Raw genomic sequence first — 20,383 nt, forward strand, 5'->3', positions numbered from 1 at the left:
GTCCCTTTCCAACCGCTGCGCAACCGCTCCTTCGGGGAAGAGCAGCACAGGTTTCACCTCGGTCCGAAGCCGGCGGAGGCACGCGTCGTCGCGTTTGGGACCGAAGACGACATCGTCCTGCCCAATCGGAGCCACCGACCCGTCATCCAAGGGCGGCCAGCTGGAGGTGTACCGCCGCAGTGGTGCGCGTGACGTCGCCGGTGGCAAGCAGGTCCAGCAACGCGCCCCGCAGGACGGCGAGGACGGCGGTGCGCTGCGCCAGGCCGGCCTCGGTGTCACGTAGCCCGGCGGGCTGGCCGGCGGCGAGAAGTGCCAGCCAGTCGCCGACCGTGTCGCGAGCAAAACCGGCCCACGACCCGTCGGGGTCGATGAGGGAACGGGCGTAGCTCTCGACCCACAGCATCAACAGGCCGCGGTGAGCGTCGGCGGACAACCACCGCCACAGCTCACATGCGACTGGCTGTAGCCCCTGGGCCTCGTCCTGTGAGCCGGTGAGTTGCTGCAAGTGTGCCAGCTCGTCGGCTCTCGCCCGCGCGAGCAGGGCGCGGATCAGGCCGTCCTTACTGCCGAACAGGTAGAGCAGCACGCGCGGGCTGGTCTGGATCTCTTCGGCCAGCGGGCGTAGGGACAGCTCACCGAGGCCGCTGCGCAGGGCATGGGAGTAGGCCGCTTCCAGCAGTTCCTGCCTTCGCGGGGAGGGGTTTGATTCAGATCGAGTCACCAGGCTAGTTTACTGAAACAGTCGTTTCAGTCGAATGGAAGTGAGAACACGATGGCGGAGCGTGTGGTGGCCATCCGGCCGCTGGGCCGGCCCGGCGACCTGGGCTGGGCAGTCATGGCGCACGGCGAGTTCTACGACCGGGAGTTCGGCTGGGACACAAGCTTCGAGGCGCTTGTCGCCCGGATCGTCGCCGACTACGCCGAGGAAAAGGCCCCCGGGCCGCAGGCGGCTTGGATCGTGGAGGTCGACGGGGTACGGGCCGGCTGCGTCTTCTGCGTACGCGAAGACGACCGGACGGCGAAGCTGCGCCTGCTGCTCGTCGATCCGAAGGCGCGCGGCCTGGGCCTGGGAGCCCGCTTGGTCCAGGAGTGCCTGACGTTCGCGCGGGAGACCGGGTACGAGGCGATCACTCTGTGGACCAACGACGTGCTCGGCTCGGCCCGGCGCATCTACCAGCAGCAGGGCTTCGAACTCGTCGCCGAGGAGCCCCACCACAACTTCGGTCACGACCTCGTCGGCCAAACCTGGCGGCGTCGCCTGCAACGAGACTGTTGAGGTGCCGTTCAGCCCCGTCGGCGGGCAGCCGGGGCGCGCGGTGTCGTGTGACTCTGCCCGCGCTCGCCGAGACCGTGTGAAGGAGTTCGTGGCCAGTGGGTCGTAGGGTCTCATGCATGCATGCAGAACGTTCTCCCGAGCCCAGCGCCCTCCTGATCAACGGCACTGTCGGCGTTGGCAAGACATCGGTGGCCGAAGGCGTGGGCGATCTTCTCGCCGCCGCCGAGATACCCAACGCCGTCATCGACCTCGACTGGCTGAGGCAGTCTTGGCCAAGGCCTTCAGAAGACCGCTTCAACTTCGGCATGATGCTGCGGAATCTGCACAGCATCGCCGGTAACTACCTCGCTGCGGGAGCAGTTCGGCTGGTCCTCGCCGGTGTGATCGAGGACCCGGAGGACCGGAAGTTGTGCAGCGACGCACTCGGTATCGAGCTTTCTGTGTGCCGGCTCCATGCCGATTTGCCCGTCGTCCACCGGCGACTCATGCGACGCCACGAGAACGAGCCCGAAACGTTGCGATGGCACCTGGCCAGGGCCGGCGAATTGACCGCGCTCCTCGAACAGGCGGCAGTCGACGACTTCACCGTCGACGCCGCCACGCGCCCGGTCGGTGAGGTCGCCGCCGAGGTGACCAGGAAGGCGGGCTGGCTGTGACGCAGTCCTTCATGCCTGCGCCGAATCAAGGGCGAAGCATCCGGGGCGGGCGGTGCGAACACCGGTGGCCGCATTCGGCTGTTCAGCACAGCAAGGTACGCCAACCCCTCGCCGCTGGCCCCGACATCTCCCGCGGCGCCGGGCCTCGGCTGCCTCGGCACGCTCGCCTGGTACGCCGCCATCGGCTGGACTGCCCGCCTCACGGCACTCGACCACGCCTTCCTGCCGCCAACCCCACTGCGTGTGACCGCGGCCGCGGCCGCCGCAGTCCCGCGCCGGATCCGACCGCCCGCACGGGAGGGCGGAAATCCACCGACCGCTCGGGCGGCACCGCCCTGACGCCCTGCCCCCCCCCGTTCACCCGGCCCGGCTGCCGGGCCGGGCAAAGGAAAAGCCCACCATCCGCACAAGGAACTGCCATGCCTGAATCAGACGACGCCCCCGCCCGCGGCCGCATTGGCGTAATGCTCCCCCGCGACCTGCCCGTCCGGGACATGCTGCCGTTCGCCCGGCGAGCAGAAGAACTGGGATTCGACCAGGTATGGGTGGTCGAAGACCTCGGCTGGCGCGGCGGACTCGCACAGGCCGGCCCCGTCCTCGCCAGCACCACCCACATCACCGTCGGCATCGGCATCATGCCCGCCGGCGCCCGCAACGTGTGCTTCGCCGCGATGGAACTGGCCACCCTCGCCCAGCTCTACCCCGGCCGGCTGATCGCCGGCATCGGCCACGGCATGCCCGACTGGATGCGCCAGGCCGGAGCCTGGCCCGCCAGCCCCCTGACACTGATCAAGGAGTACACGACCGCGCTGCGCCTGCTCATACGCGGCGAGCCCGGCCCTGCAGGCGGCCGCTACGTGCGCTGCGAAGGCGTCGTCATCACCGAAACCCCCGACATCGTCCCCCCGGTCGTCCTCGGCGTACGAGGCCCCAAGTCGCAGGCAGCCGCAGGCGAGGTGGCCGACGGGCTCCTCCTTGCCGAACCCGCAGCCCCCGCATACATCGCCTCCTCGCTGCAGCACATGAACGGTGCTCCTCACACGAGCAGCCCCGAAGTCGTCACCTACGACGCCGCCGCCGTCGACGACGATGACACCGCCGCTCTCGCCCGCGTCCGCGACGGCCTGACCGCCATCGGAGAGCCGGCCTGGGCCGCGCACATCGACCCCCTGCCCTTCGCCGCGCAGTTGCGTGAACACCGCGCCGCCTGCGCCGACGCCCAGCGATTCGCACAGACCATGCCCGCCGACTGGGTTCGCCGGCTGAGCATCACCGGCACCCCGGCTCAGGCACGCGAAGCGATCAAGGCCCGCCACGCAGCCGGCGCGACCAGCGTCGTCCTCATTCCCACCGGCCCCGATCCCCTGGCATCCCTCGACTCGCTCGCCCGTGTCCTGGCCCCCCGCCCCTGAACCGGGAACGCCCCGATCTCGAAGGTCATCCGGTGCGCTGCTGCCGGTTGTGCGAGCGGGTCGAGGGGGCCAGGAGCAGGCGTGGTCGATGGCGCGGGATGCTTGGAGCGCGTGCGTACGGCATGTGTACTGCAGTGACGACCACCGTGGTGAGGGCCCGGCGGGGATCCGGCTGGGGCTGGTGCCTGAGGTTGCCGCGGCGTACCGGGACCAGGCGCGTATGGAGCGCCGGTTCGGGCGGGCCGGCAGGGAGCTGTTCGCCGACGCGTTCTTGATTGCCGCGCACCGGTGGACGACGCAGCCGTCGGTGCCCAGGTGGGGCGCCGGGCCGAGCCGGTGGGTCCGGGGCCCGGGATCTGCGTGTGCTGCCGCCGGCGTCGTTGCCGCAGGCGGTGCGGCCCGCGCAGGTGCTGCTGCGTTTCGAGCAGGTCGGCGCGCGCGATACGCGGGCCCGGTCGGGGTGGCTCGCGCAGGTCGGTGCGCCGATGGAGGAGTGGGGGCTGGACGGGCGGGGACGGATCCGCTGCCGCAGTGGCTGGGGCGGCACCGCACCGCGCTCGCCGCTCCCCCGCGCCCGCAGGCCGGGGCGCGGCGCAGGAGGCTCGTGCTGCCCGTGGCGCACAACCGTCGCACGGCGGCGACTGGATCGCTGCCGGACCGGTCCTGTCTGCCGTGGGCTCCGGGCATGGTGCCGTCGGTCATCCGGCGTCCGCTGCCCTCGCCGTCGGACCCGGGCCGACGGGGCAGCCCAGGGGTGTGGTGGTGCGGCCGTCAAGGGGCGGGTACTCGGTCGGGTGAAGGGCGGCGCCCTGGCCGGCCTGGTTGTGCTGCGCTGATGTGACGGCGATGCGCTGAGGGGCATGAGGGCGGGCGGATGTGAGACGTGTGGTGCTGCCACCTCGATGAGCAACGGGACGCGTCCCGGGTCTCCGGCGCGTTCGGCGAGTCCGTCGGTTCGGAGCCAAGTGCCGTCGTCGAGGCCGATCTCGATGCGGTAGCCGTTACCGAGCCGGGTCGTCAGCGCGCTCACGGCGTCGCCGTCGATGGGAAGCGAGGTGACGCGCTTCCAGGACCAGTCGGCGGCGCCTGGCCGGGATCCGTGGACCAGGCCCTCCTCGCGCACCTCGAAGTACTCGCCGAGCAGCGCCCGTACGATCTGGGCCGCCGCGATGACCACGGTGCCCAGTGCAAGGCCGGGCAACAGGCCGATCGCCTTGTTTCTGCCGGGTGTCCCCTCGATGGTCGTGGACAGACTCCACACGCCCAGCCAGCCGGACGGGATGGCCATCAGCGGTGCGCAGCTCGCGTCATCGCTTCCGGTGGTCCACCGCGTGCCGACTGACCACTGGGCCGAGGCCGCGGAACGTGTCCTCTCCCCTGGTCACCGCTCAGGTCCTTCGTACCGCTCGCCCCGCAGGGAAGGGCCGCAGGCGAGCAGGACGCTCAGCGCCGCATAGTCCGATCCGGGGCGGCGGACGGGCATGAACACCTCCAGCCGGTCGCCTTCGGTGCGGTAGCCGGCCCTGGTGGCGCGCGCCGGCAGGGCCGGGCTGCCGACATGCGCGGCCAGTCCTCGTACGTCGAGCCGGACGCCGTTGTTCGGGTTCCCGGACACATAGGTGATCCGGGACCAGTCCAGCAGTCCGGGGAAGGGCGCGAGCGTAAGCCCGTCGCAGGTGAACGCCAGGGCTCCCCAGCGCAGTTCGCCGCCCGCGGCCAGCTCCTCCAGGTGCCGCCCCGCGAGGGCCTCGGCGACGCCCTGCGACGCGCGCGTGGAGAACGCTTGGGCAGTGCCGAGGGGCGCCGCCGCGGCCAGGCGCCAGAAGCCGGATTCCTGACGGACCTTGACGTAGTCCATGCCTCTGAGGCGGATCGGGCCGCCCTCGTACGGACGGATGACTGTCTTGAGCACGTCGTGCGAGTGGCCCAGGTTGATGTGGACGGATACCTTGGTCGCCTCGACGGAGGCGATCTCGTGCCAGGCGTAGCACTGCGTGCGACGCCCGGGGCGTCGTAGCTCGAAGCCGTGCTCGTACTCGTGGATCCGGATGCGGGTGTGCCGGATGCTGAGTGCGATGCACACCGCGGCCGCCCCGGGGATCGCCCAGAAAGCGAGGCGGAACGAGGACTCTTCGCCGTAGTGGTCACCGGCGATGGTGCACATCACGATGAACACGATGACGAGCGGGACGAGCAGGGTGAGGGGCCGCCTTGGCAGAGCCCCCTGATACGTCCACACTCGCTCTCCCAGCCGCCCGGGCCGCTCGTCACGTCCCGCCGCCGCGTCTGCCGCCAACACACACCTCGCATGATCGTCCGGTTCCACGTCGTCGAGTCTCGGACCGGTGTGCGCGCAGGGATACGGGAGAACTACTCAACTACGCCTGCTGCTCGGCCGCTCGACTTCTGTGCGGTGGCGGTGCGGTCGTCGTGCGTCCGTAAAATGGCCGCCCATGGAAACGGGGGCAGGCGCGGGGGCGTTCGTCGGGGTCGGCAGCGAGCTGACGTCGCTGATCGGGCGGCGGGCGGAGACGGCCCGGATCGCCGGTCTGCTCTCCGGCGCACGCCTGGTCACGCTCAGCGGGCCCGGCGGCGTGGGCAAGACCCGGCTGGCGCTGCGCGTGGCGGCGAACATGACGGGATCCTTCCCCGACGGCGTGTACGTAGCTGAACTTGCCGACCTCGAGGACCCCGAGTTGCTCGCGCCGAGCGTCCTCGGCGCCCTCGACGTGGCGAACCCGGGGCGCCCCGGTACCGACGCGGCGGCCGCCCTCGCGGCCCGCCTTCGCGAGCGGCGCGTGCTGCTCGTCCTGGACAACTGCGAGCACTTGATCGACGCCTGCGCCCGCCTCACCGACACGCTGCTGCGGGCCGCACCCGGCCTGCGCGTGCTGGCGACCGGTCGGCAGCCGCTCGGCATCGCGGGCGAACAGATCTTCCCCGTGGAGCCCTTGCCTGTACCGGACGCGGGCGAAGCCGGGGGCGCGGGGCGTCGTGTAGGCGCCCTGAACCGCAATCCGGCGGTCGCTCTGTTCGTCGAGCGGGCCGCCGCCGTGCTGCCCGGCTTCGCCGTGACCGAGTCCGACGCTGCCGCTGTCGCCGAACTCGTACGCCGTCTGGACGGGCTGCCCTTCGCGATCGAGCTGGCCGCGGCCCGCGTCCGGAGCCTGACGCCGCAGGAGATCCTGGAGCGGCTCACGGACCGGTTCGCGCTGCTGACCGGGGGCAGCCGCGTCGCGACCGACCGGCAGCGCACCTTGTGGACATTGATCGACTGGAGCCACGAATTGTGCGCGGAGCGCGAGCGGCTGCTGTGGGCGCGGGCCTCGGTGTTCCGCGGCGGCTTCGACCTGGAGGGTCTGCGGCGGGTCTGCACGGACGTTGATCTGCCGCCCGTCGCCATGCTCGACACCCTCGACGCGCTCGTGGTCAGGTCGATCGTCAACTGCCGCCAGGAGCATGGGCGTTCGCGCTATCACATGCTGGAGACGGTGCGGGAGTACGGGCACGAGCGGCTGGCCGCGTCGGGCTCTCTCTACGCGCTCCGCAGCCGTCACCAGGACCACTACGCCGAACTGACCGCACGGGCCGGGCAGGAGTGGTTCGGGCCCCGGCAGGTCGACTGGTTCACGCGGCTGCGTCTGGACCACCCGAACCTGCGCGCGGCACTGGAGTTCTGTCTGGAGCAATCCGGACAGGCGCGGGCCGGTCTCGCCCTGGCCGTGTCGCCCCGGCACTACTGGATCACGGCGGGCCTGCTGCCCGAGGGCCGCCGCTGGCTGTCGCTGCTGCTCGCCGCCGACCACGCGCAGGTCGGCGACGACGCGGCCGGCCCAGACACCGCCATCCGCGTACAGGCCCAGGTCACCGACACGTATCTGGGCATCCTGCAGGGTGCCCCGGACGCCGATGTGCAGCGCGCGCTCGCCGCATGCGAGGCGGCGGCCCGGCGAGACGGTCACCGGCGGGAGTCGGCGTGGGTGTGGCACCACCGCGGAATCCTCGCCGTCTGGCGCGAGGACTTCGCGAGCGCCGCCGAGCTGTTCGCGCGGGCGCGCACAGAGTTCCGCGCGCAGGGCTGCCTCGACGCGGCACTCGAATGCCGGGTCAAGTTCGCCATCGCGCACGCCTACGGAGGTGAGGTCACCGAGGCCGACGAGGCGTGCGGTGAGGTCGAAGCGGCCGCCCGCACGCACGGCGAGTCGTGGCTGCACGGCATGGCCCTGCTCGCCCGCGCCCTGCTCGCCCGGCGCGCGGACGCGCCCGCCGACGCCATCGCGCACGCCAGAAAGGCCATCGCCCGGCTGCGCCCGTTCCAGGACTGGTGGGACGTGGCCATGTGCGTGGAGGTCATCGCGTGGAGCACCCAGGACACCCCCCAACGCGCGGCCCGGCTCCTGGGCGTGCTGCACCTGTTGTGGGAGTCGCTGGGCGGGCGACTCGGCTCGGCACCGTTCATGCGCGCGCAGCATCTGCGCTTCGAGGCCGCGGTGCGGGACGCGCTGCCCGGCGCCGCCTTCGAACGGGAGTTCCGCCGCGGGGCGCGCGCCCCCATGGACGAGGCCATGGCCTACGTACTGGACGACGCAGCCGGGAAGCCAAGGCTGACTCGGCGCGAGAGCCAGGTCGCGGAGCTGGTCGCCGAAGGCCTCACCAACAAGGACATCGCGGTGCGCCTGACGATCGCCCGGCGCACCGCGGAGAACCATGTCGAACGCATCCTGGGCAAACTGGGGCTCACCTCGCGCACGCAGCTGGCGGTATGGACCTACGAGCAGCGCGACAAGCCCGCCGGGAGCTGACAGCGGTCCGGCCCACAAGGCGAACACCGGCACGCTGAACGGCACCCGGCAGGCACATCACACTCCAGCCCCCACCGCATACAAGCCCCTGCAAGGATCTGCCGGTTGGGACCGGGTCGAGCACCATCGGCGTCCCCTCCGGAAACGAAACTGCGGGCGCAGCACCTCGGCCAGGCCGGCGCAGGAGCAAAGGAGCCACCCGGCCAAACAGCCCGACGCTCCCTCGCCAAGATTTTCATCAGTCCTCCGGGGATGGCGAGCACCCCGGTGACGACCGCACCCACGCCCCCCGGTATGTCCAGGACGAGCTGTGCCCGAGGCCGTGACCAGGCCATATGGCAGGCTCCTGTCCGGGACAGCCGGGCTCTCCTGTTCGGAGGCAAGGTGCTTGCGCACAGTCTTCCTGCGCTGGTGAACCCATCACTGTGCGCTCACCCGACTCCCTCAAAGAGACGTGTGGAACGGTCATGTTCACTCTTCGCCACCGCTCTCACCACCGTGCCGCTGACCTCGACGAACGCCGGTGCTGTGGTCTCGGGCGCAGCCCTGCAGCAGCACATCGACGAGAGGCCCGCGCGCCTGGGTGGTGTGCATACCGCCAGGACCGACCGTCTCGGCGTCTCCCGGCCGGAACTCCCGGTCAGATACCGCCATTTGCACACTTGACGGGGTGTTCGGCCCGCAGGACTACTGCCTACGACCTTCAGAATCCCTGGGCCTACAGGTCGGCAAACGTAGCGGCCCAGAACTGAACTGTGTGCGAACCGGTGCCAGGAGGCAGGAAGAGCGGCGCCTGGCCCCGATCACGGGTCGCGGCCGGCGATGTCCAGGACATCCCGGACCATCTCATGGGCATGACCAGGAAGTTCGCCGACAGAGCCGGCCGCAGGGAGTGGCAGTCGTGCGGGCCAGGACGGCCGGTCACCTCATGAGCGGGCCCCGAAGACCTGCTCCAGAGGCGACACCGCCGGAAACGTCGCAGCCGCCCGCGAGGAACACGTCCACGGCCGGGGCGGCAGCGAGCCGGGCCCGCCACGTGTCCACGACCCCGTACAGCGGGCAAGGCTGCAGCCACGCCGGACACCGGGCAGCGTCGGCCGCCCATGGTGGGATGGCCCACCTGCGTCATCACACGGCGCTCGGCATTCCAGCCCGCCTCAGCGAGGAAGTCCTCTCTGAATCATGGACCACAAGAAGGCGGCCAGCTCGGCGTCGGAGGCATCCGTTCGCGGGACCGGCTCGGTGACGACGGGCGTGAGCAGCACCCTCGCCGGGCACCGCCGGTGAGGGCGCGGGGCGAAGGCACCGCGTCCACCGCGCTTCGAAGGCGGTCGGGAGCCAGTGTCAGGCAGGGCTCCGCGCCGGACAGCCGCGCGTGATCGAGCAGCGCGGCGATCTCGTCCCGGCCGCCGCCCGCGTCCAAAAGGTTGCTGCCGGCGGCCCGGCGCAGCATCCGCGGCGTGACGTTCCGGCTCAGCCCGGCGCGCTTCGACAGCCGGCCGAACAACTCGGTGATCGAGTCAGGAGCCATCGGAGCGCCCAGCGGCTCGGCGAACAGGTTCACCAGCACGAAGCCGCTGTCCGGGCCGTGTGGCAGCGCCATCCGCTCCATCACGTACTGGTCGTAGGCGAGCACCACCAGGTGGTCCACCGGCTTCCGCCGGCCCGGCGCCACGGCCGACTGCCGCTTCGACCGGGCCCCGTTGATGTTGTCCCGCCGAAGAGTGTGCAGGTGGGAGCCCGGCCGCGGGCAGCCCAGCGCCGTCGAATCCGGCATGAAGTGCATGTCCTCGCGCCGCAGCCCGGCCGCGCCTCCCGGCCGCAGCCCGGCCCGGCCGTGCAGCAGCACGATGAACCGGTCCCGGGCATTGCGGCAGGCCGGGAACAGCTCCACTATCTCCCGGCCGGTGGCCCGCTCGCCCTTCTTGCACGGGACCTGGACCCGGTGGCGCGGCGCATCCGGTAGTCGGTCAGGTCCTCTACGCGAGCCTGCCCCGGCAGGTCCCACGACTCCGCCACCTCATACGGCTGGGCCGTCACCGACGAGGGCACCGTCTTCGTCGTGATGCCGTGCAGCAGGAACTGACGCACCCCCGTCAGCACGTTCCGGATCCGAGCCGGCTCCCGCACGGGATCGGCCCCGCGCCCCGGGTGCACCAGCCCCGTCCCCGAAGGCGGCTCGATGCCTGTGACCGCCTTCGGCCCGAACTTCAGCCACACGACGAACAGCCCCAGCTCCTCGGCCGCCACCGGCCGGTCCCGGGCCGTCCGTATGCACCACCGCAAGGACAACGCGATGTGCCCGGCGTACGTACACGTCGTCAGCTCGGCCTGGTCCCGGCCGAACCGTACGTGCCGCAGGAAGGCGTCCGACTCCGGAACCACGGCCACGTCGTCGTCCACCACAGTCCGGTACCGGACACCGGACGGAAGTTGAACAGGAGACGCCCTCAACAGGTCCCCTCCGATCTCGTGTGCAAGGTGCCGCAACATTCGCGACAGCCCCAGAGATGCTAGAAAACCCCAGGTCACACAACTAATGCACGTCACGCCACACTCAGAGAAGCCCGGGAGAACGACCACCAGAAGAACCCCGTCGCGCTGATCGGCGGTGACCCGGTCGGGGACGACGTCGGCGTACGGCTGGGAGCCGAAGCCGCGGACCACCAGGACCGGGATGCCCGCGTCGGCGAGCCGGCCGGTCAGCTGCCCGCGCAGGGTGTCCTTCTCTGCGGCGCCGTACAGGGCGTGCTCCTGTCCCTCGGTGCGGTCGAGGCGGAACCAGCCGGGCATCTCCGCGACGAACACGTCCGCGCCCGTGAGCTTGCCGCCGTCGAAGCCCCGGCTGTCCGATCCCACGACGGCGTCCGCCTTGACGGACTGCGAGTCGATCACACCGGCCGTCGGCTCCGCGTCCCGCCCCAGCACCCCGCGCACCCGGCCGCGCAGCCGGTCGTGGAACTCCTTCACCAGCACGTGGTCGCGCCAGCGGCGGAAGAAGGCGTACACCCGGCCCCACGACGGGAAGTCGGCCGGCATGAAACGCCACTTGACGCCGTTGAAGACGAGATAGCGGATCGCGTCCAGCCTCTGCCGGTGGCAGTACGTCTCCGGCTGTCCGCCCCGGCCGCGCATCCAGCCCGGCACCGGCATCAGCAGGCACACGACGGCCCAATCCGCTCCGTCATATCGGCCGGGCACCGGCGCTCACGCATCGGATCGTCAGCGGCGTTCCCGAACTGGTGAGCCGGACGGCGCTTCCGAGCCGCCACGTTGGACTGCCCGGGCAACGACACGGAAGACTGCGGCACCACGTCCTCCGTGCACTGGGCGCGGCGCACCGAGGATGTGGTGCGCGCACCGTCCCGAGCCGCCTGTCCCGGGCGCTGCGATCGTATGGGCGGTGCCCGGCAGGGGGCGGGTCGGTCCCCGCAGATGGTCTGCGCGCCCGGACAGGTCCTGGCGCTTGCCCGCCCGGGTCCTCCAGGCGGTCGGCCCCGGCCGCGGCGGGCAGGCCGTGCCCGCCGGCGTCGGCCACCGCCCCACCTGGACGAACCCTGCTGCACGCGGTCACGTTTGCCGGACAGCCACCGCCCATGCAGCCCTCTTGGAACCTACGACAGCCCACATGTCAAGCAGCGACTTGCCGACACTTCCCGGCACACCAACGCCACATCGGGTGAGCAGGCGTCAGAAGATCACCTGCAAGGACTAATGGTCACTCAACTCAAAGCATTTCATGGAGAGTTGACGGCTGGCCAGCTCGTCGCGGAAGGACTTAAAGGGGCTCTGCATACCCGATCAGCCCCACGAAGTCAGGGCTCCCGATTTGCTCGATATGACAGGAATAAGAGGTGTTAGTACGTTCAGTCACACACCGGCTGTCACAGCGGGACTGTCTCTGAGGTCCGAGAAGGAGAACAAGCGACATGATCATGACCCGTTCCCACGCAATCGCCACGGCCGTCGCCGCCGCCGCGGCCCTGACCGCGACCGGCATCACCTACGCCTCCGCCGTCCCCGCCCCCCAGGCGCAGGCCCAGGTGGCCCCGGCCGCCATCACCGCCCAGGCCCCCATGGGCGGAGAGGGCGGCAACACCGGCAAGGGCAACGAAGGCAAGGGCAACGAAGGCAACGAGCGCCGCGGCAACGAGCGCGAGGGCAACGAGCGCGAGGGCAAGCGCCACCACGAGGAGGGCAGGATCCACATCAACGAGCGCGAATACTCCGGCCGCCCCGACGGCTGCATCACCGTCGTCAGCGGCCTGGGCGCCAAGAGCTTCAACATCCGCAACGACAGCCGCAACGAAGTCGAGGTCTTCCGCGGAGCCGTCTGCGACAACGGCGCCCCCATCGCCACCGTCGGCCGCTTCAGCACCGCCAACAACATCCGCCCGGGCAAGGACGAGGACGAGGACTGCGAGAAGGACGAGCACCACAAGAACAAGCACCACGAGAAGATGAATGACGGCGTAAAGGTCAAGAACGGAGTCGTCGCCAGCTTCCGCGTCATCAAGCGCCACCACGACGAAAAGGGCGAGGGCGGCGACTTCGGCGACTACTAAAACCAGCAACCACCTGAGACACATACCGGAGAACCCCGGCCCACCACAACCGGACCGCGACCCTCCGACCAGACACACAACACAGAATCCCGGCCCGCCGCAATCGGGCCGGGATTCTCGTCTGGCCCCCAACCGGAGGATATCCCTTCCCGGAACATTCAGCTCGGGACCGCGGCGTCCGGGTGTGCTGGGTATCCCCGTACGAACGGCCGCCACAGTGGATAGCCCGGTGCCAGCAGTTCGGGTCCGTCCTCCGGAAGAAACGGGAGCAGTCCTGGATGGTGGACGACGGCCTCGCCGGGTTCGACTTCGCCGCCGGCAGCTGGGTTTTCCGTCAGGCGACGCAGTCTCAGTTCGTGCGCTGGGCGCTGCACGAGCAGCTCCTCCCTGCGTCAGTCCTGCCGCGGTACCGGCGGGTCTACAGCGCCATCGACGGTCAGCAGTTGCGGTTTCGGCGCAGCCAGTGGTGGGTGTCGCTGCAGTCGGTCGGCGCCCAGGACAAGCACGATGCGATGCGGCAGCGCCAAGAGGCTGCGAAGGTGGAACGGGAGGCCCGCCGCAAGGAGCGGGAGGAGGATGCCGAGCGCCGTCGGCTGGTGCTGGAGGAGCAGGAGCAGGCCCGGAAGGCCGAGGAGGCCGGGAAGGCGAACGCCTGCGCAAGAAGCGGGAGGAGGAGCCCCGCGTCTATTGGGAGACGGCGCGCCAGCGGCATGCGGAGGAGGATGCGCGCCGAGCCCGGGAGAAAGCGGAGGAAGACGCGCGTCTCGCCCAGGAGCAGGCGAAGCGGGAGGAGCGGGAGCGGTCGGCGCTGGAAACGGCGAGGGCATGGTGGCGCCGCTTGCCGCAGCAGCAGATGAAGGAGCTGTTTGCCGCAGTCGCGAGCACGCATGGCGTAAGTCGAACCAGCGGGTGGAAATCCCGGACAAGCCAATGATTGCGCCGGAGTACACCCACGGGGTGGCGGTCTGTGCCACGGGAAAGGGACGGCCCCCGTACGGGGTCGTGCGGCCCTGTCCCGGCCTGGCCGCAGCCTCACCCCGACTCGCGGTCCTGCACGCCCTGGTCCGAAGCGCCCAGGAGGCCCGGGAGCTGACCGCGCTGCTGCCCGAGGGCTGAGTCACCGACCTCGGCCTGCCTGGTGCGGTCCTGGATGCGGGACGCACCCAATCAGCCATCAGCTTTGCGATGGGCTCCGGGCCGATCATTTCAGGTGGCTTCGGAACGTGGGCCTGGTAGAGCTTGTCTGCGCTGCCTTCGCGATACTCGATCTGGTAGCTCATATCACTGTTCAAGGGCTGCCCCGTGATCCCTGGTGGATCAGCGTGCGGCGTCGGGTGCGGTGCACCGCAAGGCGGAGGAACGCCCGAATACTGGATGTGTTCGGGCGTCCCGACAACGCGGCAAGGTGCCGTAGCCGTCGTTGCACGCCCGCCAGGGATTACGGGACAGCCCTTGGGTAGACCTGCAGGCAGCGCTGATCTGCGGGTTCGAGGTCGAGTCTTTCAAGGATCACGAGGCGATGGCGCAGGTTCATGTCTGCCGGAAGATTGTGAAGGTCTTCTTCGGTCGCGTTGTCCACCATGCGCCCGCCCGCCTCGATCGCCCGTAGCCAAGGGTTCGCCATGGACGCGACTGTATCGAGCGACAGGTTCGCCCAGGTCAATGCACTTTCGATACGCGCCCTAAAGTGACTGTGCCCAGTCGTAGAGACGGTGGGCGCTGTCACCCAGGCGCGTGGCGTAGAGCGTGGGGGGCTGTCCGCCCGCGAGTTCCTCGTCGGTGGTGGTGACGCCCACAACGGTGCCGGTACCGGTGCGGGTATCGAAGTGGGCCAGGTGAGGGCCACCGCTCGACCCGGCCGACATGTCGCAGGCCTCACCCCACAGCAAGGGGATTTTGGGACCGGGGTGGCTCGTGCCCGCGCAGTGGATCACGCGGGATCCGACGTACTTGTCCCCAGGGTCGTTGAGTCCGTAGTTCGGGTACCCGAAGACGTGGACGAACTCGTCCTCGACGGGCTGGCCGAACCCGATTTGCTGGCTTCCGGTGACGTCCGCGATCGGGTGCTCCCCGGCAGCGAGGTTCGCCACGAGGAGTCCCGTGTCGTAGCCGGCGGCAGCGATGTCCGACGATTCCGTGGTGTCCGGATCGGCGTCCCAGCGAGAAGAGGTGGCCATGGCCCTGACGCTGAAGCCGCCGAGCGGTTTCGTTCCGTTGCGATAGCCGGGCACGAAGTAGAAGTTGTGGTTCCAGGTGTCGTCGGCAGAAGGCGACCCGACGCCTCTCAGGCAGTGTGCTGCCGTGATGACGGTACTGCGGTTGGCGCTGGTGACGACCGTCGCGGTGCAACTGCCGTCGTAACCGTCGGAGAAGGTGAAGAACAGGCGGCCTACGTTCTTCCCCACCGCCCCGCCGTGTGTCCACACGGCCCCGGAGTCCGGCGTGTTCACGGGAAGCGGCCGCGGGTCGTCCGGCGTGTTGTCGTCCTCGGGCACGGGGGTGATCTCGGGGACCAGAGCGCCTGCCAGCTTCATCCGCTCGGAGGTCCAGTAGGTGTTGATCCGGTTGCGCTCTTGTGCGGTCGTGGCGCCGGTGTGGGTGGTGATGGTGTCCGCTCCTGCCGCGCTGCGGCTGGTGGACGACGGGTCGTGTGGTGCGGCATTGGCGGCCGCGGCCGGCGTGACCAGTGCGACGACGGCTGCCGACACCGCGACGGTGGCGCCGATCGCGTGCCGGAGGGCCCTGCGGGTGCTGTCCTGGTGACCGCATGGGCGGTGAGGAGGTGTGCGCATGCGCGGGACAGTAGTCACGCGATGTCAGGAAGCGGTCAGAGGAGCGTGAAGGCGGCGTCCGCACCGCCGGTCGGCGGTGTGTGCCGGACTCGGCGGTTCGTGCCGGACACGGACGGTTTTCGCGGGGGAGGCACCGGGTCGTCACGAACTGGTGAAGAACGGTTCGGGGCGTGCTGTACAGCCCGGGGCCGCACACAAGAGCAGTGCCCGTCTCCCGCGCGAGCGCGGCCTCGGGGCAGCCGAAGCCGAGCACTCGCAGCGACCAGCCCTCGGGCAGCTCTCGCACCTTCAAGGCGAGCGCGGCCACGATGCCCGGCTGGCGCTCGACGAGCCGCTCCCACAGGTCGTCCGCGGCCCGGACGGGATTGTGCAGCTTCACAACGCCGTCTCCTTCCGTCCGTCAGCGCGAGGGCCCACCCGCCTGTGCGACAGCGATCAGCCGCCGCAAGCTCGTGTCCCCGACCCCGCCCGGACGCAACAAACCCCTTCAAGCCCGAGCCGACTCTCACAACGGACGACTACGAGGAGATACTACGGGCCGTCACGCACATCCGAGACGGGCTGGAGCGCAACCCCAACACAGTGGCAAGTTGCGTGAAGAAGACATTCGCAACCAGATCCTGACCGGCCTGAACAGCACTTGTGCACGGGTTCCGGAGGCAGTTGGTGATCAACCCGGTCACAAATGTTGACGAGAAACGATGTCGTTGCCGGTGTCGCTGCTCGGGCTGCGTGAACTATTCGCTGTGACGTGGCGAGGAACGCCCGTAGGGTTCGCGCATGACAAACGCGAGTGAGCGGGCCGTTCAAGCGGCCATTGAGGCGGAGATGCGGCTTCTCGACCCTGACGTGCGTGCTTCGCCGGCCCTGGTCTTGGAGCTCCTGGACCCGGAGTTCCTCGAGATCGGAGCGTCGGGGCGGCGCTGGGACGCGACGTCCATTCTCTCGGTGACGAGTGACGGTTCGGTGGCCCCCGAAGCTCCGGTCGAGGTCAGCGATATGTCGGGGGCCGTACTCGCTCCCGGCATCGTTCATCTGACGTACTTCGCTGACCACAGCGGGCGCCGAGCATGGCGGAGCTCCGTGTGGCGTCTGACGGAAGTGGGCTGGCGCATGTACTTCCACCAGGGCACTTTGACGAGCTGAGCGGTCGGTGCCCACCGCCTGGAAGGCGGCCACCGAGGCTGGGCGGCTAGGGCGTTTCGTTTGGATCAGCTGGTCGTTGGTCCGGATGTGCCGTTGACTGATGCGCAGTGGGCGCGGATCGAGCCGTAGCGCGGACAGGCGGGCGGCAGACCGCCATCCTTCGACCGCGAGGCATACAAGCAACACAACACCGTCGAGCGGTGCATCAACCGCCTCAAGCAGTGGCGCGGCATCGCCACCCGCTACGAGAAGACCACGACCATCTACCTCGCCGGACTTCACATCGCAGGCATCTTCCTCTGGTCTGCCCGCTGATCCAAACGAAACGCCCTACCGGGTCAGCGTCTCGAAGCCGACATCTTCGCAGTACTGCACGACGCGCCCCTCCGCCTCGGAGTCACTGTTGTTCATCGCTGCCACCGTCGCCTCCGCCAAGGTGCGGCCTCCGCCAACGGTCTCATCCCGGAGCGGTCGCATCGCGAGGAAGGCGTCCTGAGCGACGGCCCCAACCTCGTCGTACCCTGACGACTCCGGCGTGTCCGTGCCCGCCGCGTTCCGCGCCTTCTGCCACGCCCCCAGCTGCGTGCAGTAGTTCTCCCGCTGCGCGGTCAGCCGCTGCTCGTCCTTGCCCTCGGACGAGGAACACCCGGCCGTCACCGCCACCAGGGCGAGGACCGGGACTACCGCCTTAAGCACGCGCACCACGTTGCCTCCGACTGAAACTACGTCCGCTCGTACCTGTCACCTGCAACTCCCGCAGCAGGATACCCGCGTGGGACCCCTTGGCCGCCGCAGCGGTCGCTGACTCAGCGGCGCAGCGCCCGGCCGTCACCGTCACCCGCCTCTATGGGAAGGCCACCGCGCAGGCGTGGGACCGGCTGCATCCCCGGCTGACCACTCCCCATCATCGAGGGCACCGTCATCTGGCTGATCGTGGAGAAGCTGCCCAGCGGCGGGGTGAACAAGCCGCTCTGGCTGTGGTGGTCCGACACCGGCGCCACCACCACAGACGTCGACCGCTGCTGGCAGTCCTTCCTCCGCCGCGCTTGCGCAGGTGCTCGCGGATGGCGCGGGAGGAGTACGCCTTGTCGGCCAGAATCGTGTCCGGCCTGGTCCGGGGCCGCCCGAGTGGGCGAGGGACGCGAAGTTGGGCCATCACGTCAGGGAAAGCGGGCGCGTCGCCTGCCTGTCCGGCGGTGAGGACGAAGGCCAGAGGCCGACAGTGGGCGTCGGACGCGAGGTGGATCTTTGTGGTCAGTCCTCCACGGGACCGGCCGATGGCATGGTCGTGCGGCTCGCCGGCCGGGGCCCCTTTTTGCAGCCCCGGCAGCGTGCTGGTGAGCGCGCACGATCGTCGAGTCCACCGAGACGGCCCAGTTCAGGTCCTCGTCGGCATCGGCCTGGGCCATAAGCGCGGTGAACACCCGCTCCCAGGTGCCGTCCACGGCCCACATCCGCAGCCGGTTGTAGACGCCCCGTCAGTTGCCGTACCTCTCCGGCAGGTGCACCCACTGCGAGCCCGTCTGGAACTTGAAAGCGATCGCGTCGATCACCTGTCGATGGTCACGCCACCGTCCACTCCGCTTTGGCGACCGGTCCGGAAGTAACGGCTCGATCCGCGCCCACTGCGCGTCAATCAACGACACATCCAGACCAACGATCAGATGATCCAAACGAAACGGCCTAACGGCCTCGGGAGGAATTGAGTTCGGGCGTGCCGGCCTGGCGGTTCGGCTGGTGGGCGAATCAGGCGGTCTCGCGGGCGAGGACGAGTTCGGTGCTCTCCCGGCGGCGAGTAGGGCGTTTGGCGGCTCGGTCGGAGACCAGGCAGGCGATCGCGATGTGGGTCTCGGCATAGGTTTCACGACGCCCGGTGAAGCGCCGTAACGGGGCCCACTGCCTCAGTTCGGCGTTGGTGTGCTCGACGCAGATCCGGGCCGAGGACTGGCGGCGCCGCGCCTCGTGCCAGGCTTACTTGTCGCCGTCGCAGGCGTCGTCCTTGGGCTTCTTCGGCGGGGCCGTCACCTGGCGGGGGAACTCCTTGGCCAGTCCTTGGTACCCGGAGTCGACCTCGGCTTTCACACGGGGGCGATGGCGGAACTGCTCGGCGATGCCCTCGCTGCGGACGGCGGTTTGATCGTGCATGCGGCCCGGCCGGACGACAACGGACAGCAACATGCGGCCCTGGCCGTCGCTGAACGTCGTCGTCTTGATCGTGTTCTGCCTGCGCTTGCCCGAGACGAACGCCCGGCGGCCGGGCTGGCCTGCCCGCGGACGGCGGACCTGAGTCTCCGCCCCGTCCAACCGCAGCTCGACCCCTTCGGCGTCGGCATAGGCGAAGACGTCCTCCAGCGTCTTGAGCCGCAGGCTGGGCCGGCCGGGAACGGCGAAGCCCCGGGCAGCGAGCAGAGGACGGACCTGTCGAATCGCAGCGGACACCGTGGAACGGTCCACGTCGAAGAACTCGGCCAGGACCGCGTGCGGCAGCCCGTGCCGCGGATGGATCAGCGTGACCAGCAGCCGGTCGACGAAGACCAGTTTCGGCTTGCGCCCGGCGCCGACGGCCCGCTGGCGAGGTCCGCCGCGCTCGGCACGCAGCACGGACTCCCTGGCGGTCGCCCACGGGTGAGCGAGTTCTTCGGGCAAATCGCCGAAAAGTGCGCGGGAGACACCGGATAGGGCAGGATGGGAACAGGCCGCACGGGCCCAGATCAGCTTCACAACTCGCCCAACCCGTGCGGCCCTTCTCATGTCACAACCCAACCAGGCCCACTCACAGTTCCCCCGGGCGGCCCCAACCGGGACGAGGGCGGGGCGAGGCGCGATACTCGACCCGTGGACTCGATCTACCGCAGTACGACGGGCAAGGAGCTCATCCGAGGCTGGTGCCTCGACCAGCTCGCCGCGTGGCCAGTGCCGCACGAACGGAAGACGGTGACCGCCAAGGACGCACAGACCCACGTGGTCCTAGCCGGCTCCGGCGCCACGACGGTCGTGTTCGTCCCGGGCACCAACTTCAACGCCGCCGCGTCCCTGCCGCTGGCCACGGCCCTGGTCGCCACCGGCTACCGGGTCGTGCCGGTGGACATCCCGGGTCAGCCCGGCCTGAGCTCTGGCGAACGCAGTCTCGCCGGCGGCCAGTTGTCCTGGTATGGCGCATGGCTGAGTGAGGTGGTCGAGAAGATCTCGCCGAACCCTGTAGCGGTGATGGGCCACTCCTTTGGTGCCGCCATTGCCCTGTCCAGTGGCTCTCCCCGGATCGACCGGCTCGTCCTGGTTTCCCCCGGCGGACTGACCAGGCTGAGGTTGCCCCCCACCGTGCTGGCAGCCTCGGCCGCCTGGTTCCTCCGGCCCGCACCGACGCACAGCGCCCGCCTCCTGCGCGCCATGCTCGCGCCTGGCCACCCACCCCGCGAAGAACTGGTGACGTGGATGACACTGGTCGCCCGGCACTCCCGATCCAGCGGGGCGCCCGGCCCTGCCACCCTGCCCGCGCGGCCAATCCCCCGCCTGATCGTCACCGGGGAGCACGACGTCTTCCTCCCCCCGCGGCGGCTCGGCCCGGCCGTGCGGGCCACACTCGGCACCGAACTGGGCGTGGTCGCAGAAGCCGGACACCTCGTGGTTGAAGAGCAGCCCGAATACCTGGCCACCTTGGTGGGGCGCACGGGCGAGCCCGCCCCCGACACCCCGCTGAGGTAGCCCGCCTGTCCGAACTCCGTGGCTACTGTCGG

At 69.8% G+C, this 20,383-nt stretch carries 17 protein-coding genes and 3 pseudogenes; 11 read left to right on the forward strand and 9 right to left on the reverse strand.

The window, feature by feature from the left end; genetic code table 11:
- Positions 1 to 142 precede the first annotated feature (142 nt).
- Positions 143 to 721, reverse strand: a complete 579-nt coding sequence (locus ACFVT1_RS31325; RefSeq protein ID WP_389801389.1) for a TetR/AcrR family transcriptional regulator — start codon at positions 719 to 721, stop codon at positions 143 to 145.
- A gap of 51 nt (positions 722 to 772) precedes the next feature.
- On the opposite strand from ACFVT1_RS31325, the gene ACFVT1_RS31330 reads away from it, so the two are divergent.
- From ACFVT1_RS31330 to ACFVT1_RS31340, 3 genes are all read left to right on the forward strand, one after another.
- On the forward strand, positions 773 to 1,276 hold the full coding sequence (locus tag ACFVT1_RS31330) for a GNAT family N-acetyltransferase (protein ID WP_389801391.1): 504 nt from the start codon (positions 773 to 775) through the stop codon (positions 1,274 to 1,276).
- A 116-nt stretch (positions 1,277 to 1,392) separates the two neighbouring features.
- A complete protein-coding gene (locus tag ACFVT1_RS31335) occupies positions 1,393 to 1,932 on the forward strand; it encodes a hypothetical protein (RefSeq protein WP_389801394.1) in 540 nt (179 codons plus the stop codon).
- Between the two features lie 419 nt (positions 1,933 to 2,351).
- Positions 2,352 to 3,344 carry an LLM class flavin-dependent oxidoreductase gene (locus ACFVT1_RS31340; protein WP_389801396.1) on the forward strand — a complete coding sequence of 331 codons (993 nt, stop codon included), beginning with the start codon at positions 2,352 to 2,354 and terminating at the stop codon, positions 3,342 to 3,344.
- A gap of 1,381 nt (positions 3,345 to 4,725) precedes the next feature.
- On the opposite strand, the gene ACFVT1_RS31345 is transcribed toward ACFVT1_RS31340, so the two are convergent.
- The gene (locus tag ACFVT1_RS31345; protein WP_389801399.1) at positions 4,726 to 5,583 is read right to left on the reverse strand and encodes a hypothetical protein; all 858 of its coding nucleotides are present in this window, start codon (positions 5,581 to 5,583) and stop codon (positions 4,726 to 4,728) included.
- A 214-nt stretch (positions 5,584 to 5,797) separates the two neighbouring features.
- Here ACFVT1_RS31345 and ACFVT1_RS31350 point away from each other — a divergent pair, with 214 nt between their 5' ends.
- Positions 5,798 to 8,146, forward strand: coding sequence for an ATP-binding protein (locus tag ACFVT1_RS31350; protein WP_389801401.1), 2,349 nt, complete (start codon positions 5,798 to 5,800; stop codon positions 8,144 to 8,146).
- 1,180 nt (positions 8,147 to 9,326) lie between these two features.
- On the opposite strand, the gene ACFVT1_RS31355 is transcribed toward ACFVT1_RS31350, so the two are convergent.
- Together ACFVT1_RS31355 and ACFVT1_RS31360 are read right to left on the reverse strand one after the other, a co-directional pair.
- On the reverse strand, positions 9,327 to 10,040 hold the full coding sequence (locus ACFVT1_RS31355; RefSeq protein WP_389801403.1) for a tyrosine-type recombinase/integrase: 714 nt from the start codon (positions 10,038 to 10,040) through the stop codon (positions 9,327 to 9,329).
- Positions 10,040 to 11,311 carry a transposase gene (locus ACFVT1_RS31360; RefSeq protein WP_389801406.1) on the reverse strand — a complete coding sequence of 424 codons (1,272 nt, stop codon included), beginning with the start codon at positions 11,309 to 11,311 and terminating at the stop codon, positions 10,040 to 10,042. The genes ACFVT1_RS31355 and ACFVT1_RS31360 overlap by 1 nt, the downstream gene beginning before the upstream one ends.
- Before the next feature lie 764 nt (positions 11,312 to 12,075).
- Between ACFVT1_RS31360 and ACFVT1_RS31365 the strand changes: the two genes are divergently transcribed.
- The 3 genes from ACFVT1_RS31365 to ACFVT1_RS31375 all read left to right on the forward strand — a co-directional run bounded on the left by ACFVT1_RS31365 (position 12,076) and on the right by ACFVT1_RS31375 (position 13,827).
- Positions 12,076 to 12,711, forward strand: a complete 636-nt coding sequence (locus ACFVT1_RS31365) for a hypothetical protein (RefSeq protein WP_389801408.1) — start codon at positions 12,076 to 12,078, stop codon at positions 12,709 to 12,711.
- A gap of 278 nt (positions 12,712 to 12,989) precedes the next feature.
- Positions 12,990 to 13,568 carry a hypothetical protein gene (locus tag ACFVT1_RS31370; RefSeq protein WP_389801412.1) on the forward strand — a complete coding sequence of 193 codons (579 nt, stop codon included), beginning with the start codon at positions 12,990 to 12,992 and terminating at the stop codon, positions 13,566 to 13,568.
- A 73-nt stretch (positions 13,569 to 13,641) separates the two neighbouring features.
- Entirely contained in the window at positions 13,642 to 13,827 is a 186-nt protein-coding gene (locus ACFVT1_RS31375; protein ID WP_389801414.1) for a hypothetical protein, read from the forward strand.
- Positions 13,828 to 14,149: 322 nt separating this feature from the next.
- Here the strand turns inward: ACFVT1_RS31375 and ACFVT1_RS31380 are convergent, their stop codons facing one another.
- Both ACFVT1_RS31380 and ACFVT1_RS31385 read right to left on the reverse strand, forming a co-directional pair.
- Positions 14,150 to 14,335 (reverse strand): hypothetical protein, encoded by a 186-nt coding sequence (locus ACFVT1_RS31380; RefSeq protein ID WP_389801416.1) that lies wholly within the window; start codon positions 14,333 to 14,335, stop codon positions 14,150 to 14,152.
- A 58-nt stretch (positions 14,336 to 14,393) separates the two neighbouring features.
- Positions 14,394 to 15,503 (reverse strand): trypsin-like serine peptidase, encoded by a 1,110-nt coding sequence (locus tag ACFVT1_RS31385; RefSeq protein WP_389801419.1) that lies wholly within the window; start codon positions 15,501 to 15,503, stop codon positions 14,394 to 14,396.
- Between the two features lie 780 nt (positions 15,504 to 16,283).
- On the opposite strand from ACFVT1_RS31385, the gene ACFVT1_RS31390 reads away from it, so the two are divergent.
- Positions 16,284 to 16,649, forward strand: coding sequence for a DUF4440 domain-containing protein (locus ACFVT1_RS31390; RefSeq protein WP_389801421.1), 366 nt, complete (start codon positions 16,284 to 16,286; stop codon positions 16,647 to 16,649).
- A 129-nt stretch (positions 16,650 to 16,778) separates the two neighbouring features.
- A pseudogene (locus ACFVT1_RS31395) lies at positions 16,779 to 16,964 on the forward strand (IS5/IS1182 family transposase); the annotation flags it as partial.
- A gap of 15 nt (positions 16,965 to 16,979) precedes the next feature.
- Here ACFVT1_RS31395 and ACFVT1_RS31400 read toward each other — a convergent pair.
- Complete coding sequence (locus ACFVT1_RS31400) at positions 16,980 to 17,345, reverse strand: hypothetical protein (protein WP_384380804.1); 366 nt, start codon at positions 17,343 to 17,345, stop codon at positions 16,980 to 16,982.
- Between the two features lie 131 nt (positions 17,346 to 17,476).
- On the opposite strand from ACFVT1_RS31400, the pseudogene ACFVT1_RS31405 reads away from it, so the two are divergent.
- Positions 17,477 to 17,693 (forward strand): annotated as a pseudogene (locus ACFVT1_RS31405) (transposase); the annotation flags it as partial.
- Here the strand turns inward: ACFVT1_RS31405 and ACFVT1_RS31410 are convergent.
- Both ACFVT1_RS31410 and ACFVT1_RS31415 read right to left on the reverse strand, forming a co-directional pair.
- Positions 17,689 to 18,301 (reverse strand): annotated as a pseudogene (locus ACFVT1_RS31410) (IS5 family transposase); the annotation flags it as partial. The pseudogenes ACFVT1_RS31405 and ACFVT1_RS31410 overlap by 5 nt on opposite strands.
- A 319-nt stretch (positions 18,302 to 18,620) precedes the next feature.
- Positions 18,621 to 19,295 carry a transposase family protein gene (locus ACFVT1_RS31415; protein WP_389801425.1) on the reverse strand — a complete coding sequence of 225 codons (675 nt, stop codon included), beginning with the start codon at positions 19,293 to 19,295 and terminating at the stop codon, positions 18,621 to 18,623.
- A 189-nt stretch (positions 19,296 to 19,484) separates the two neighbouring features.
- On the opposite strand from ACFVT1_RS31415, the gene ACFVT1_RS31420 reads away from it, so the two are divergent.
- A complete protein-coding gene (locus tag ACFVT1_RS31420; protein WP_389801428.1) occupies positions 19,485 to 20,351 on the forward strand; it encodes an alpha/beta fold hydrolase in 867 nt (288 codons plus the stop codon).
- The last annotated feature ends 32 nt before the right edge of the window (positions 20,352 to 20,383 follow it).

Source organism: Streptomyces sp. NPDC057963 (assembly GCF_042887155.1).
Taxonomy (GTDB): Bacteria; Actinomycetota; Actinomycetes; order Streptomycetales; family Streptomycetaceae; genus Streptomyces.